Consider the following 15,094-nt stretch of genomic DNA (forward strand, 5'->3'; position numbering starts at 1 on the left):
AAGATACTGCGCTATATGTGAATACTTTTCCCCTGTGGTTTTGATTTTACTCTATCTTCTTTGCCTAATCTCCTTCTGCGATCGAGAAGTTAAGCGATCGAGGTTTTGGCCAAGCATCATTCTCGCCCATAATTTTGCTGCCGATGATATTCCTGGCTGAACTGTTGTGTGATAATAGCCTTTGCTGCTTGCATTCCTGCGATCGTAGTCGCTTCGATACCCCAGAATTGAAACTATTATCGACCCAATCGCCTGTTAGGTAGAGGTTATTGAACCCGCGAGGGCGATTATCTCACCTGGAACCATCGGCGCGGAGACGAAACTGGTAGCTACCAGGAACAGACAATACATAACGCTCTGAAGGAGTAATATTAATCCGCCAAAACTGAGAGTACATATGTAGCATGAACTCAAGCATCTTGAAAATGTATTCCCAGGGGGAACCAGCTTTAATATCTCGATCGAACCAAGGAAATTCATTCTTAAAGTAAGGAAAATGTAAATTCCAAGGAGCCCAACGACCATGTTTATCTTCGTCTTCAAAGACAATGAAGCTATGGGTTGAAAAGCATTAGCTGGTGTATAATCGACAAAAATATAGGGAATAAACCAAGTGTGGTGATCGACCAAAAATTTCCCTCCCTCTTATTTTCCTGCCTCAGTCAATACCCAAAACATGACCTCCCCTGTTTCAGAGAAGAAACCTTTGTCACTGCCGGGAGGTTGTGTAGAATTAATGTGCGCGATCGTATCAAATACCATCAGCACACGGTTAGCAGCAGGACGGTATTGGAATTGATCTTGGCCTGGTATATTGAGATATTTGTTGCAGAGATTCTGTAAATTTTCCGAGGTTCCTTCCAAGACAAATCCATAGAGTTTTGTCTCATTGAGAATGTAAGGGGGTGCAAAAGCCGTATCGCCTCCTCTTGTGATGTATTGAGGATAGTTGGAAAAGGTAGAATTAGTATTTGTCATAAAATAGCTCGGTAAGTGGGAAACTCAGAGACTTTAGTCCTGAGAGGGAAACGACCCGGCGGTTTCAACCGCCTTGAATCTTTCTTTATCCATTACCGCCTTGGAGTTGCTTAACTTGGTGTACTTTTGTAATGTACTTTCGGCAGGACAGTTACCGCCTCAAACCTTGCAACCCTGTACGCATAATGTTTGCTCTTTTGGAGCCTCCCTTACGGGGTAATGTTCGCCTCGACCTGGTTATAAAGGCTTGTTAGACCTGCGACACTGTTTCAGTGACTTTAAAACTGTTTAATCGCAGATGACAGAGCGGAAAACTGGCGTCGCATTCGTCGGTGTCGTGACCTAAATAACGTATCCTTTTTCAAGGGGTCTGGTCAGAACAGCTTGCAATTTCTTACAAGCTCAGTGGCGTTGATTCCCTGAGTTCCTGACATTCGTTGAATTGGTTGTTGGTTGATTTTCCGACTTAGACAGTTTAAATGATGTGAGCTATTGTGTTTTTGCCACCATCGGACGATCACTAAAATCTTTGTTGCATATTTTCCCTCCTTAACGATGAAACAGAGGTGAATTTGAGTACGGTTGCGATTTGGCGAGCGAACCCTACTATTAATTCAACCTTTATATCATATGTTTTTGAGAGTTTTAGTATTTTGTATTAAAATTTAACTATTCTTTAATATTATGGATAAACTCTCTATTCTCTTGGCTTGCGATCGCGAAAATTGGAGGCAGAGCCTCCGGATCTGCATTACCAGGCAGAGCCTAGTAACGAGTAGAACGAGTAGATAGGTCGATCGCACCGACGACTCAGAAGCCTCTAGAAACTGGTTTTTGGGGTCTTATGATTAAGTTTAACTTCTGATGATGTTACTCGATCGTCAGCTCTTATCAACAGCGAAGTTAATCTATGTCGATAATACAGATAGAGATCTGCATTAGGAGCAAGAGGAATGGGCAAAACTTCACAAAGAACTGACGATCGCGATCCTGCTCCATTTAATCCTCTAGAATTTGGGCCTTACTATCCTTATGGAGCTAATGATGGTAAAGTAACGGATAGTACAATGGCTAAAGAAATGAGTTTCTTGGGTCGCTACGGACATCCGGACGGTTCAACATTTAATGCTCAACAATTTTTAGAAGAACAACCTTCAGTATGCTTGGCAAGGTGAATTTCTCAGAGATAAACCCCATCAGCCGTGGGTAATTTTTGGGGCTCGTGACTAGGGATAGATTTATCTCGAAAATAGTCGCTCTGCGTTGACAATTATAGAAAATATTGTATCAACCGATCGCATTACTTTGCAACAAAAACTAACAGGAATTACGCAGGGACGTTATATGTAGCGTGTCTGTGTTTGGACAATAGCGATCGATCGCGCAGCGGTCTAAAAGTTGTTCGGGAGAAAATGAGAACAGAGTTTAAAGCAAGCTCAAGTTAACAAAAGATCGCGCATCCGACTGGATTAATAGACTTCATATCAAAAACATTGTGCTAGAATCCATCAATACGTAGTCGTAGGTTGGGCACAGGCCGAGAAGAGCAATCTTCTTGCAGTCTAGGGGAGGTTGTAGGTCAGCCACCATTTGGGTCTTCCCAGTTGAAAGCCACCCTGCAACATGAGCCTGGAATCTGCAACCGCAGCCGAGTGCGGCTTTCGCGGTGGGAGTGTCGCGCTAGAATTAGCATTACGAGTTAACACTCGAACAAAAACGCTCGTTGTGCGAGCGTGACCTCAAAACGGGCACATAGCAGGTGGGAATAAACCATGTTTGAACGCTTCACAGAAAAAGCAATAAAAGTAATCATGTTGGCCCAGGAAGAAGCTCGCCGCCTGGGTCACAACTTCGTAGGGACAGAACAGATCCTCCTGGGTCTGATTGGAGAAGGAACCGGAGTTGCAGCCAAAGTCCTCAAATCAATGGGGGTCAACCTCAAAGATGCTCGGATTGAGGTCGAAAAAATCATCGGGCGCGGTTCGGGCTTCGTAGCAGTCGAAATTCCGTTCACCCCTCGCGCCAAGCGGGTTCTAGAACTGTCCCTCGAAGAAGCTCGCCAACTCGGACACAATTATATAGGTACAGAACACCTGCTGCTCGGCCTGATTCGTGAAGGTGAAGGAGTAGCGGCCAGAGTCCTGGAAAATCTGGGAGTAGATTTGTCGAAAGTCCGCACCCAAGTGATTCGGATGCTGGGAGAAACGGCAGAAGTCGCAGCCACCGGCGGCGGAGCTCGCACTAAAACCCCAACATTGGACGAATTTGGTGCCAACCTGACTCAAATGGCGGTTGATGGTAAGCTTGACCCCGTAGTCGGACGGCAAAAAGAAATCGAACGGGTAATTCAAATCCTCGGTCGCCGTACTAAAAATAACCCGGTACTTATTGGCGAACCTGGAGTCGGCAAAACTGCGATCGCCGAAGGTCTGGCCCAGCGCATCGCTAACAACGATATCCCAGATATCCTCGAAGATAAGCGCGTCGTTACCCTCGATATCGGCTTGCTCGTAGCTGGTACGAAATACCGGGGGGAATTTGAAGAACGCCTCAAAAAAATCATGGACGAAATCCGCACGGCGGGTAACGTGATTTTGGTGATTGACGAAGTGCACACTTTGATCGGTGCTGGTGCGGCTGAAGGGGCGATCGACGCAGCGAACATTCTCAAGCCAGCTTTGGCTAGAGGCGAACTCCAGTGTATCGGGGCTACAACCTTAGATGAGTACCGCAAGCACATCGAGCGTGACGCAGCCCTCGAACGGCGCTTCCAGCCCGTGATGGTCGGCGAGCCCACCGTTGACGAGACGATCGAGATTCTGTTCGGTTTGCGGGAACGCTACGAACAGCACCACAAGCTGAAAATTTTGGATACAGCCCTGGAAGCTGCCGCCAAACTGTCTCACCGCTATATTTCTGACCGCTTCCTCCCAGACAAAGCAATTGACTTGGTAGACGAAGCTGGTTCGAGAGTCCGCCTGATCAACTCCCAACTGCCGCCCGCAGCTAAGGAACTTGATAAAGAACTCCGCCAAGTCCTGAAAGATAAAGACGAAGCGGTGCGTTCTCAAGACTTTGACAAAGCAGGTGAATTGCGCGATCGCGAAATGACGATCAAAGCCGAAATTCGCGCGATTTCCCAAGCCAAAAAAACTGACTCGGCCCGCACCGGCGAAACCGACCCTTCGCCAGTAGTTACCGAAGAAGATATCGCTCAAATCGTCGCAAGCTGGACGGGCGTACCGGTCAACAAACTGACTGAATCTGAATCCGAAAAACTGCTGCACATGGAAGATACCTTGCACCAGCGCTTGATCGGTCAAGAAGAAGCAGTGAAAGCCGTTTCCCGTGCCATCCGCCGCGCTCGCGTTGGCTTGAAAAATCCCAATCGCCCGATCGCCAGTTTCATCTTCTCCGGGCCCACAGGCGTCGGCAAAACCGAACTGACGAAAGCCTTAGCCGGCTACTTCTTCGGTTCCGAAGACGCCATGATTCGGTTGGATATGTCCGAATACATGGAACGTCACACCGTCTCCAAACTTATCGGTTCTCCTCCTGGTTATGTCGGCTACAACGAAGGCGGACAACTGACAGAAGCAGTTCGTCGTCGTCCTTACACCGTCGTGTTGTTTGACGAAATCGAAAAAGCCCACCCCGATGTCTTCAATATGCTCTTGCAAATATTGGAAGACGGCCGCTTAACAGATGCCAAAGGTCGTACCGTGGACTTCAAAAACACGCTGCTGATCATGACCTCCAACATCGGTTCTAAGGTCATTGAAAAAGGTGGCGGCGGCCTCGGTTTCGAGTTCGGCGACAACCAAGCTGATGCTAATTACAACCGCATTCGCTCCTTGGTTAACGAAGAACTGAAGAACTACTTCCGCCCAGAATTCCTCAACCGACTTGACGAAATTATCGTCTTCCGTCAGTTGAACAGGGAAGAAGTCAAGGAAATTGCCGTTATCATGCTCAAAGAAGTGTTCGGCCGCTTGACAGAACAGGGAATCACTCTGGAAGTGACCGAAAAATTCAAGGAACGGCTAGTAGAAGAAGGCTATAACCCCAGCTACGGAGCCAGGCCCCTGCGCCGCGCGATCATGCGGTTGTTGGAAGACAGCTTGGCTGAGGAAATCCTTTCTGGCCGCATCAAAGATGGCGATATCGCTGTTGTAGATGTGGGCGACGATGGAATTGTCAAGGTGCTGCAAGGTCAAAAACGGGAATTGCTGCCCCAAGGCGCTGAGTAAGTGCGTTGAGTAAGTGCGATCGCGAGTAAAGTTTTAAGATCGCAAATTGCGCGATCGTAAATAACTCAAAATCAGCATATAAAAAAGGTAGAGAATCTTAATTCTCTGCCTTTTTTATGAATAAGAGTCAATAAAATTATAGGAGGAGTAAATGACATCTGAAGAAAAGAATTTTGGTACAGAAGTAGCAGAAAACCTACCTGATACTTCGACTTCGCTCAGCACAAGCCCGTGGTGGCAAAAAGCGTGGAAATCGCAGCGAGAAAATCTTCAGATTGTGATTATTGCTTTGGCTTTAGCAATAGTGATTCGAGCGTTGGTGGCAGAACCGCGCTTCATACCCTCAGATTCTATGGTACCAACTTTGCGCGTGGGCGATCGCGTCGTAGTCGAAAAAATATCCTACTACCTGGAACCTCCAAAAACTGGTGACATCGTAGTATTTGCGCCGCCGGAACAGTTGCAAGAACAAGGCTTTACCGCAGACCAAGCATTTATCAAGCGGGTAATTGGCTTACCAGGTCAAACAGTAGCTGTGAAAAAAGGTCTAGTTTACCTCAACGACAAACCCCTCGTTGAGAAATATATTGCCGAACCTCCTAAATACCAGTGGGGGCCTTATGTCGTCCCGGAAAATCAATACTTCGTGATGGGAGACAACCGCAACAACAGTAACGACTCTAGCAGGTGGGGATTTTTACCTAAAAAGAATATCATCGGCCGGGCTGTATTGAGGTTTTGGCCACTTGAGCGTATCGGACAAGTTTGAAGAAGTCAGTTGACAGTTGACAGTTGACAGTTGTCAGTTGTCAGTTGTCAGTTGTCAGTTGTTATTGCAAGCCCAATGCCATAAAGACCCCATGCCCCATCCCTCGACTTCGCAATTCCCAATTCCCAATTCCCGATGCCCATGCCTTATCCTGTACGGAAATTTCTACTGATTTTTGCGCCTTGAGCGGTAGAGAGTTCCTCCGGCAACTGATAAAATAGTACCAAAAGCAGCGGGATTTCCCGCCTAGATCAAAATCACTTCAATATTAAAAATTAGGAAAGCTATGGGATTTTTTGATTCAGAAATTGTTCAGCAAGAAGCCAAGCTGTTGTTTGAAGACTATCAATCTCTCGTCGCACTAGGCGGGAATTACGGCAAATTCGATCGCGAAGGCAAGAAGATGTTCATCGCTCAGATGGAATCAATGATGGATCGCTACCGTATTTTTATGAAGCGCTTCGAGCTGTCTGAAGACTTCATGGCTCAGATGACTGTAGAGCAGTTAAAAACACAGCTAAATCAATTTGGCATCACGCCCCAGCAGATGTTTGAGCAAATGAACTCAACGCTGGAGCGGATGAAATCTGAACTGGAAAAGCAATCATAAGTTGACAATTGACAACTATCAACTGTCAACTGTCAACTGATAATTAACTAGCAGCCGGGAAGTCCCTCGGTGTATTTAGAGGGGATGAATCTCAATTGCTACGCTCCGTACCCCGACTAAATTACCGTAGGGATGAAAGGCTCGTCGGTCGGAGGAACACCAGCCCGACAATTAGACTCAGTTACCGCAAATCAATCTTTGGGAGAGTCTTGATTCTCAATATACTTCCTAAGTATGGAGACGGTAACACCTCGGCAAGAAGCAATAAAATACGAACTGCTCCACAAAACATCTTTACGATAAAACTCATTCACCCTTTCAGGGAATTCACTCTATACTGTGGGAAGGTCGAAAAAAAGGAAGTTTTCATGCAACTGACGTACAAATACCGCCTCAAACCTACGAAAGCCCAACTAGCAACAATTTCGACTCATCTAGAGCTTTGTCGCCGGCAGTACAACTACCGATTGAGTGAAAGATTCAGATGGTGGGAGTCCACAAGAACGCCTGTCAATGCCTGCCCTTTAATTGCTTCCATAGTGCCTGTTGAGGAAATTTACCAAAATATTCCTCTGACTAGAGTGCAAACTAGAGATGGCAGAAAGAAAGATGAATCAGGCAATCCTTTGACCAGGAAAGGTGATGTTTTCTCGAATATTGAAGGCGGATACGTGCAGTGGCAAACCATCCAGTTAGCCGATCTAAAAAATACTAAAAAGCTATTTCCTGATTACAAAACTTTGAATTCTCAAGTTTTGCAGGATGTGATTAACCGAGTGGAAACTTCCTTTTCAAATTTCACCACACCCGACAAAAATGGCAATCGTAGAGGCAAGCCCCGATTTAAAGGATTTCACTACTACAAATCTTTTACTTATCCTCAATTAGATAATTTAGATATCGCCAAGGATGAGCAAAATAGGATTTGCATTAACCTTGCCAAAATAGGTCAAATACCGATGGCATTCCATCGTCCAATACCAACAGGATTAACGGTTAAGACGGGGACAGTTATTAGAGAAGCGGACGGGTGGTATATTTCCCTGACGCTAGAAGATAAGACGGTTCCCGTGCCGGTTGCAGAAATTCAACCGACTGATGAAAACACTCTTGGTATTGACTTGGGAATTACTAATTACGCTTACCTTTCTAATGGCGAAAGAATTGAAAATCCTAGATTCTTGAGGAAATCTGCCGAGAAATTAGCAAAACTTCAGGCGAAGCTAGCTAGTAGAGTCAAGGGTTCTAAACCTTGGCAAGTTATAAAAAGCAAGATTTCTAGACTGCATCAATTTGTAGCTAGAGCGAGACTTGATTTTCAATTCAAGACGGCACATGAATTGTTTCGTAAATGCGATGTTTTGGTGGCTGAAGATTTGAGTATCAAGAATTTGACAAGACGCGCTAAAACTAAAACCGAGATCGACAATGGTAATTTAGTTTATTTGCCAAACGGTCAATCTGCCAAAAGCGGCTTGAATAAATCAATGCTTGATGCTGCTCACGGTCAGTTTGCTAATGTTCTCAAGTATGTTGCCTGGAAATTGGGTAAAAATCTTTTGTTTGTCGAGCCGAAGGGAACTTCTCAGTATTGTTGGAATTGCCTCAATAAAGTACCAAAAGAGTTATCGGAAAGATGGCATTCTTGTCAGTGCGGTGAGTCTTTGGATCGAGATGAAAATTCAGCCAAACTTATCAAGAAAATTGGTCTGAGCGATCAAAGTGGCGGGGGAACTCCGTCACTCAAAAAAGCCTTTGCAAAAAAGGAAAAAGAAGCCTGCGGTCTAACTGTACTCAGTTGACCGTCAGGTTCGTTCACGGTCGTTCAAAAGATGAAGCAGGTTTGAAATCTTCTTCAGGAACGCCCTGCAAAGCTTGGCTCATAAAATCGCGCCAAACAGGGGCAACGATTGTACCGCCAGTAGCACCGTAGCTCATCGGTGTGTAATCGTCGTTGCCTATCCAAACAGCCACCGACAACTGCGGCACGTAACCCACAAACCAGATATCCCTTTCTGAGGAAGTTGTGCCAGTTTTCCCAGCAGCGGGCCTCCCAATTTGGGCAGCCTTGGCAGTACCGTTGTAAATTACTCCTTGCAGGGCGCTGTTGACGGATGCCGCAGCCCAGGCGTTGAGAACTAATTTTGGTTTGGGCGTGTTGTCAAGCAAGACGTTGCCGCTGCTGTCGGTGACTTGCACGATAAATGTGGTGTCGGAATGCCAGCCGTTGTTGGCGAAGGTAGCAAAAGCTCCGGCCATTTCTAAAGGAGTGAGGTCAACTGCACCCAAGGGTAAAGAAACTACGGGTTCCATGGGACTTCTGATGCCGAGCACCCGGCAAATTTCAATTACTTTATTCAATCCGACTTCTTGGCCGAGCTTGACAGCGGGAATGTTCAGTGATACTTCCAAAGCTCTGCGGATGCTGACGGCACCGGAGAAGCCGCCGCCGTAGTTTTGAGGGTAGTAGTATCCGTCGCCGTCGCGGTAGCCGACGGGGGAGTCGTAGACAACTGAATCGGGGCCGTATTTGCCTGTAGCAAAGGCAGCGTAGTAGATGAAGGGCTTAAAGGAAGATCCGGGCTGGCGGCGTGCTTGAATGGCGCGGTTGAATTCACTCTTTTGGTAATCGACGCCACCAACCATTGCTTTGACGAAGTGGGTGCGGGGATCGACGGCTGCTAGGGCAATTTGACCTTGGTCGCGATCGTAAAAAAGTCCTTGATAGTAAAGTCGATCGTGCCACGCTTTGACGGTTTCTTCGGCGATGCGCTGTAGTTTGAGGTCGATCGTAGTTTGAACGCGCATTCCACCCTTGAGGACGGCATCTCGCCCAAAACGCCGTGTCAACTCCTGGACTACGGCTTGTGTGACGTAAGGAACTTGAGAGCCACCAAAAGAAGTGATTTTGCCCAGCTTAATTTTTTGCGCTCGGGCGCTTGCTTCTTCAGCTATTGTAATCCATTTGAGTTCCCTCATCCGGGTTAAAACGATTTCCTGCCGTTCTTTTGCCAACTTGTAGTTGACAAAAGGACTGTATTCTTCGGGAGCGGAAATTAAGCCGGCCAGCATCGCTGATTCTGCAAGGCTCAAATTCTCGGCTGACTTGTTGAAATAGCTTCTCGAAGCTGTCTCTACGCCGTACAAGTTGTGACCTAAATAGATTTGATTTAGGTACAGTTGCATAATTTGGTCTTTGTTAAGAATTTGCTCCAAGCGGATAGACATTACCGCTTCAGCTATCTTGCGACTAAATTTTGATTGGGGAGATAGAAACAAGTTCTTGACTAGCTGCATCGTCATAGTCGAGCCGCCTTCAACAGTTCTACCTTTCTCTAGGTTGACTATGAGAGCTCGGGCTATCCCGCCGGGGTTGATACCTTTGTGGGTAAAGAAGTTGCTATCTTCGATCGCCAGAACAGCCCGTTTCAGGTTCGGGGAGATTTTTTCAAGGGGTACGACATCCCGGTTAGCTTCATCGTGGATGCTGGCTAGGGGGCGGCCGTTGATGTCATAAATGTGGGTAGTTTCGGTGGGAGAGTAGGTTTGCAAGATGCGAACATCTGGCAAATTGCGGAAGCTGATCGCTAGGCCAACCAGTCCGCCGGCGACTACGGAACTGGCAAGCATGGTCATGCTGAGTATGGTTCCGGCGGTCACTTTGCTGACTGACTGAACAAACTCGAATACAGGGGCTGGGTTTTCCGTATTTTTGCGGACTGCGTTGGTTGACACGTGGATTTCACTTCCTCACTCGATTTGGGGTTTAAGACTTTTAATTTTAGATGGCAAGGCTGGAGGCTGTCAGTTGATCGATTTTAGATTTTAGGTTTTAGATTTTAGATTTTAGATTTACTCCACTGATAAATTTAGGAGTTTGAACCTTAGTCTAAAATTGTGGGATGTCCGCGACTCTTGTCGGGGCTGGTATCCCTTTCTGGATGGGTTTGCTAATAAAAGCTGGTCAGCTTTGAGATTATAGTAGCTTGATAGTTGTGTGTTTATGTGTCAATCAGTGAGTGTAACTAATTCTGCTGCACTTTTGCAAAATATAATGATGGACGATCGCTCTTTTATGATTTCTCCTAACTTTTCTGGAATTTACCGCGGCATCAGCGAGATTTTTCCCGATCGACCTGATTCTAGCAACCCTGACGAAAATCTGGCCCAACTGCTGGAAAAAGTCGATCGACCGTTGCGAGTCAAACTGGGAATCGACGCCACAGGGGCGAACATTCACTTGGGACACAGTATTTGCTTCCGCAAGCTGCGAGCTTTTCAGGATGCAGGCCACACGGCGGTACTGGTCATCGGAGATTTTACCGCAAGAATTGGCGATCCGACTGGGAAGTCGGAGACGCGCGCTCAGTTGACAGCCGAACAAGTGGCGGAAAATGCCAAGACTTATTTAGACCAAGTGCGTCCGATTCTAGATTTTGACACGCCCGGACGTTTGGAAATTCGCTATAACTCCGAGTGGTTGTCAAAATTGGACATGGCGAAGATTTTGGAACTGCTAGGCACGATGACGGTGCAGCAGATGCTCGCTAAAGAGGGATTTGATAACAGGATGCAGCAGGAAAATGCGATTTTCCTGCACGAGTTTATGTATCCAGTAATGCAGGGTTACGATTCAGTAGTGTTGGAAGCCGATGTGGAGTTGGGCGGAACTGACCAAAAGTTTAATATTGCGGTGGGAAGAGATTTGCAGCGGCATTTTGGGATGAAACCGCAGTTTGGTTTGCTGATGCCGATTTTGATCGGGACTGACGGCGTGCAAAAGATGTCGAAGTCTTTGAATAATTATGTAGCTTTGTCGGAAGATCCGCTGACGATGTATTCTAAGTTGGAGAAAATTGCCGATCGCTCGATCGCCCAATATTTCGAGCTATTGACAGATTTGCCGCTTGATGAATTGCCAGAAAATCCGCGAGAAAAACAGAAACTTTTGGCTGTGGATGTGGTAAGTCAGTATTTTGGGAAGGAAGCGGGCGATCGGGCACAACAAGATGCGATCGCGCTAATCAAAGGTGCGGCGGGACAAGCTGATGCTGTGGCGGAGTTTTCTTTAGCAAGCGTGGAGTTTCCGGCCAAGTTGTTTTATATTCTGAGTGCTAGCGGGCTTTGTAAGAGCAGCGGCGATGCACGGAAGTTGATGCAGGGCGGCGGAGTGAAATTAGAGGGTGAGAAAGTTTCTGATGTTAACCTCACTTTTGAATCACCGGCTGAATTGGCAGGTAAGGTTTTGCAGGTTGGGAAAAATAAGTTTGTGCGATTGGTGTCTTGAATCTCTTTTTTAACCGCAGATGAATACGGAAGATAAACGCAGATGAACGCTGATAATCGAATTATTGTGGCTTTGGATGTTGCGAGTTTGGAAAGTGCGATCGCCCTGATCGACAAACTGCCAGATGTATCATTTTGGAAAGTCGGTTTAGAGTTATTCGTTAGCTGCGGGCCGGCAATTATCGAGATTCTGAAAGAACGGGAAAAACGGATTTTTCTCGATTTGAAATTTCACGATATTCCGAATACTGTGGCGGGTGCTTGTCGTGCTGCTGCTAAATACAATGTAGATTTATTGACCATCCATTCTACTTGTGGTAAAGATGCTTTGAAAGCGGCACAGTCAGCTTTGGTAGAAGGGGCGGCGGCGGTTGAGAAACCGACTCCTAAATTGATTGCAATTACGCTGTTAACGAGTTTGAATTCGCGACAGTTGGCTTTCGAGTTAAAGATACCTTTAGAGTTGCCGGAATATGCTTTGCACATGGCATTGTTAGCTAAGGAAACAGGTTTAGCTGGTGCTGTTTGTTCTCCCCAAGAAGCGGAACAGTTAAGAATGAGTTGCGGGGATGATTTTTTGTTGGTTTGTCCGGGGGTTCGTCCAAAATGGGCTGATGGAGGCGATCAAAGGCGATCGATGACTCCGAAGGCTGCTTTAAAAGCTGGTGCTGATTATCTGGTGATTGGGCGGCCGATTACGGCTTCCGACGATCCGGTGGCGGCTTTTGCGCGGATTTGCGAAGAGATTGGATAAACAGAATCGATGAACACAGATCAACTTCCATCCGCGTTAATCTGTGTTTATCTGCTAATATCTGCGATCGCAAGTCCGACTTTGGCTGCTAATTTTGTCACAAATGGCGATCGCAGTATAAACGCAAGTCGGTACAGTTTGTTAGCGCGATCGCCCTGTCCGGCTGATTTGGAAGCTTTAGTCGATCGCCTGTTGCAGGATTTACCGAGTTATGCTAACCGGGTAATTGTGCGATCGGGCTTTGCTCCTAACAATTCTAGGGCGATCGGTGACGTGCAGCGTCAAATAATTTTAGCAGGTCGCCCGGAGTTTGAACCGCTACCTTTAAATTTTGCAGAAGCACTTCCCGAAAATGCCAGTCAAGTTTTTATTACTACTTTGGAACGGCAATATCGCGGGGGAAAGCGAGTCGAGATTCAGCAATATCACTGGCTGTTTTTAGCTAAAACAGAGAAGGGCTGGGAATTAGTAAAAATTGTTTCTAGGTTTGGTACAGTGGCGGATGTTAGTCCGTTGTCGCCGGCAGAAAGTGAGAAAAGCGCAATTGCTGAGGCGATTCGTTTGTGGTTGCGAGATTGTTATGCAAAATGAGAAAGTATCAAGGGTTGAGAAGTTCATACACCAACACATACAACTCGAAAACCACAGTCATGATAGTCAAATTCCGGCGTATTGAAAAAGCGAAAAGCAGAACGGCAATTCCTCGGATGGTAAAGCCACGACCCCCCGCGCAGCACCCTTGCTATTTTATTATTTTGAGATTTTACTAATAATTCAATAGAATTTTGATAGCGATTATCATTACATTTTTCATCCCAGGCGCTACCATCAGTTGGTGCTCCGTAATAGCTACCGTGCCAGGGGTCAACGCACCACTCCCAGACGTTCCCGTGCATATCATATAAACCAAAAGCATTGGGAGAAAAACTGCCTGCATCTGTAGTTTGTTCTCGATACTGACTTTTTGGTGAATTATTGTAAGAGTAATTACCGTTATAGTTAACAATATCTGTAGTAATTGTTTCACCAAAATAGAACGGTGCAGTCGTACCAGCACGACAAGCATATTCCCATTCTGCCTCAGTGGGCAAGCGATAATTGCGTCCAGTATGTTTAGATAACCTAGCACAAAATTCCACCGCCTCATACCAAGAGACATTTTCTACTGGTAGGTTATTGCCTTTGAATTTAGAGGGGTCTGGGTTGAGATGATATTGAATTTGTGGCAATTTAGCAACGGCTTTCCACTGTGCTTGTACGATCGCATATTTTCCGAAAAGGAAAGGTTGAATTGTGACAGGATGTTGAGGTTTTTCTTTATATTGGCTTTCTGCTTCAATGTCTGGCGCACCCATTGTGAAGGTTCCACTGGGAATTCCTATCATTTCTAACTGCACGCCATTTTCCAAGTCTTCAGTAAAGGATTTGAAGTAAGAGGCTTTTGGTTTAAATTTAGCTGATATTTTATTAGCTCCTGCTGAAGAATGAACGGGTTTTGCTGGCGGTAGTGGTGCTAATATTTGATTGGGTAATACTGAGATTGAATCAAGAGCTTGCAATACTTCTCCTGCTGATTGATAGCGCGCACCAACTGGAAATAGTATCATTTTATCTAAAATTTTTGCCAAGTCCTTGTTGAGATGAACTGTCTTGTTTTTCCAGTTCCATTGCATTTGCATCGGATCGAAAAGTTCATCAAACAAAATTCCATTTATCTCTTTCAGGAAACATCCGGTTAATAACCGAATGCAAGTTACACCAAGACTGTACAAGTCACTCGCTGGAAAAACATGACCTTGCATTTGTTCCGGTGCCGCATAACCAGGAGTGCCAGTTACAGTTCCCACTTTAGTCAAAACACTACCGCTCAATTCCTTGGCAACTCCAAAGTCAATCAATACTAAAGAACCGTGAGAATTTCTAATGATGTTTTCCGGCTTAATGTCTCGGTGAATTACCTTTTGGTTGTGAACAAAATCTAATATCGGTAGCAATTCATTCAGTAATTGTTTAATTTGTTTTTCGCTAAACTTTCCCTGCTGCTCTAATTCTTTTAATAAATCCTCACCGTCTATAAATTCTTGTACTAGATAGAAGCGTTTATTTTGTTCAAAAAATGCCAATAGATCGGGGATTTGAGGATGTTTGCCTAAATCTCGCAGTCTGACTGCTTCTTGTTTGAATAACTGCGTCGCTTTCTGGATGGCGGCATTCCCTTGTAGTTGCGGGAGAAATTGTTTGATTACACAAATTGTATCGAGTCGATGTTCGTCTACGGCTTTGAATGTACGGCCGAAAGCTCCTTCGGAAATGTATTTTACTGCACGGTATCTGTCTCCGAGTAGCAGTTTGTTTCCGCATTTTTGGCAGAATTGGGTGATGGGTGGGTTGGGATGGAGGCAGTCGGGATTAAGGCATTGACTCATAATTTTTTTTGGTTTAATATT

Annotated in this window: 11 protein-coding genes and 1 pseudogene; 8 read left to right on the forward strand and 4 right to left on the reverse strand. The window is 45.7% G+C overall.

Going from position 1 to position 15,094, the window contains the following annotated elements:
• Positions 1-645: 645 nt before the first annotated feature.
• Positions 646-978: a hypothetical protein gene (locus JGK14_RS07115; protein ID WP_293205588.1), complete on the reverse strand. Its 333-nt coding sequence runs from the start codon at positions 976-978 to the stop codon at positions 646-648.
• 953 nt (positions 979-1,931) lie between these two features.
• On the opposite strand from JGK14_RS07115, the gene JGK14_RS07120 reads away from it, so the two are divergent.
• The 4 genes from JGK14_RS07120 (at position 1,932) to JGK14_RS07135 (ending at position 6,607) form a co-directional block, all read left to right on the forward strand.
• Entirely contained in the window at positions 1,932-2,153 is a 222-nt protein-coding gene (locus JGK14_RS07120; protein ID WP_293205590.1) for a hypothetical protein, read from the forward strand.
• 597 nt (positions 2,154-2,750) lie between these two features.
• Entirely contained in the window at positions 2,751-5,228 is a 2,478-nt protein-coding gene (locus JGK14_RS07125) for an ATP-dependent Clp protease ATP-binding subunit (protein WP_293176091.1), read from the forward strand.
• A 151-nt stretch (positions 5,229-5,379) separates the two neighbouring features.
• Positions 5,380-5,997: a signal peptidase I gene (gene lepB, locus JGK14_RS07130; protein WP_293176094.1), complete on the forward strand. Its 618-nt coding sequence runs from the start codon at positions 5,380-5,382 to the stop codon at positions 5,995-5,997.
• Between the two features lie 286 nt (positions 5,998-6,283).
• Complete coding sequence (locus tag JGK14_RS07135; RefSeq protein WP_293176096.1) at positions 6,284-6,607, forward strand: DUF1825 family protein; 324 nt, start codon at positions 6,284-6,286, stop codon at positions 6,605-6,607.
• Between the two features lie 191 nt (positions 6,608-6,798).
• Here the strand turns inward: JGK14_RS07135 and JGK14_RS07140 are convergent.
• Positions 6,799-6,939 (reverse strand): annotated as a pseudogene (locus tag JGK14_RS07140) (transposase); the annotation flags it as partial.
• A 36-nt stretch (positions 6,940-6,975) separates the two neighbouring features.
• Here JGK14_RS07140 and JGK14_RS07145 point away from each other — a divergent pair.
• Positions 6,976-8,409 (forward strand): RNA-guided endonuclease InsQ/TnpB family protein, encoded by a 1,434-nt coding sequence (locus JGK14_RS07145; protein WP_293176098.1) that lies wholly within the window; start codon positions 6,976-6,978, stop codon positions 8,407-8,409.
• 13 nt (positions 8,410-8,422) lie between these two features.
• On the opposite strand, the gene JGK14_RS07150 is transcribed toward JGK14_RS07145, so the two are convergent.
• Positions 8,423-10,342 (reverse strand): transglycosylase domain-containing protein, encoded by a 1,920-nt coding sequence (locus JGK14_RS07150; RefSeq protein WP_293176100.1) that lies wholly within the window; start codon positions 10,340-10,342, stop codon positions 8,423-8,425.
• Between the two features lie 319 nt (positions 10,343-10,661).
• Here JGK14_RS07150 and tyrS point away from each other — a divergent pair, with 319 nt between their 5' ends.
• From tyrS to JGK14_RS07165, 3 genes are read left to right on the forward strand one after another with little or no spacing between them, the layout of a single operon-like run.
• Positions 10,662-11,894, forward strand: coding sequence for a tyrosine--tRNA ligase (gene tyrS, locus JGK14_RS07155; RefSeq protein WP_325314902.1), 1,233 nt, complete (start codon positions 10,662-10,664; stop codon positions 11,892-11,894).
• 42 nt (positions 11,895-11,936) lie between these two features.
• Positions 11,937-12,647 carry an orotidine-5'-phosphate decarboxylase gene (gene pyrF / locus JGK14_RS07160; protein ID WP_325314897.1) on the forward strand — a complete coding sequence of 237 codons (711 nt, stop codon included), beginning with the start codon at positions 11,937-11,939 and terminating at the stop codon, positions 12,645-12,647.
• A 9-nt stretch (positions 12,648-12,656) separates the two neighbouring features.
• Complete coding sequence (locus JGK14_RS07165) at positions 12,657-13,238, forward strand: hypothetical protein (protein WP_325314898.1); 582 nt, start codon at positions 12,657-12,659, stop codon at positions 13,236-13,238.
• Between the two features lie 23 nt (positions 13,239-13,261).
• Here the strand turns inward: JGK14_RS07165 and JGK14_RS07170 are convergent, their stop codons facing one another.
• Positions 13,262-15,073, reverse strand: coding sequence for a bifunctional serine/threonine-protein kinase/formylglycine-generating enzyme family protein (locus tag JGK14_RS07170; RefSeq protein WP_325314899.1), 1,812 nt, complete (start codon positions 15,071-15,073; stop codon positions 13,262-13,264).
• Between the last annotated feature and the right edge of the window lie 21 nt (positions 15,074-15,094).

It is taken from the genome of Microcoleus sp. PH2017_28_MFU_U_A (genome assembly GCF_020738035.1).
GTDB lineage: Bacteria > Cyanobacteriota > Cyanobacteriia > Cyanobacteriales > Microcoleaceae > Microcoleus.

Excerpts from the sequence above, each read along its gene's own strand:
- JGK14_RS07115 (WP_293205588.1), bottom strand. The coding sequence starts at position 978 with ATGACAAATACTAATTCTACCTTTTCCAACTATCCTCAATACATCACA.
- JGK14_RS07120 (WP_293205590.1), top strand. The coding sequence starts at position 1,932 with ATGGGCAAAACTTCACAAAGAACTGACGATCGCGATCCTGCTCCATTT.
- JGK14_RS07125 (WP_293176091.1), top strand. The coding sequence starts at position 2,751 with ATGTTTGAACGCTTCACAGAAAAAGCAATAAAAGTAATCATGTTGGCC.
- lepB (WP_293176094.1), top strand. The coding sequence starts at position 5,380 with ATGACATCTGAAGAAAAGAATTTTGGTACAGAAGTAGCAGAAAACCTA.
- JGK14_RS07135 (WP_293176096.1), top strand. The coding sequence starts at position 6,284 with ATGGGATTTTTTGATTCAGAAATTGTTCAGCAAGAAGCCAAGCTGTTG.
- JGK14_RS07145 (WP_293176098.1), top strand. The coding sequence starts at position 6,976 with ATGCAACTGACGTACAAATACCGCCTCAAACCTACGAAAGCCCAACTA.
- tyrS (WP_325314902.1), top strand. The coding sequence starts at position 10,662 with ATGATGGACGATCGCTCTTTTATGATTTCTCCTAACTTTTCTGGAATT.
- pyrF (WP_325314897.1), top strand. The coding sequence starts at position 11,937 with ATGAACGCTGATAATCGAATTATTGTGGCTTTGGATGTTGCGAGTTTG.
- JGK14_RS07165 (WP_325314898.1), top strand. The coding sequence starts at position 12,657 with ATGAACACAGATCAACTTCCATCCGCGTTAATCTGTGTTTATCTGCTA.
- JGK14_RS07170 (WP_325314899.1), bottom strand. The coding sequence starts at position 15,073 with ATGAGTCAATGCCTTAATCCCGACTGCCTCCATCCCAACCCACCCATC.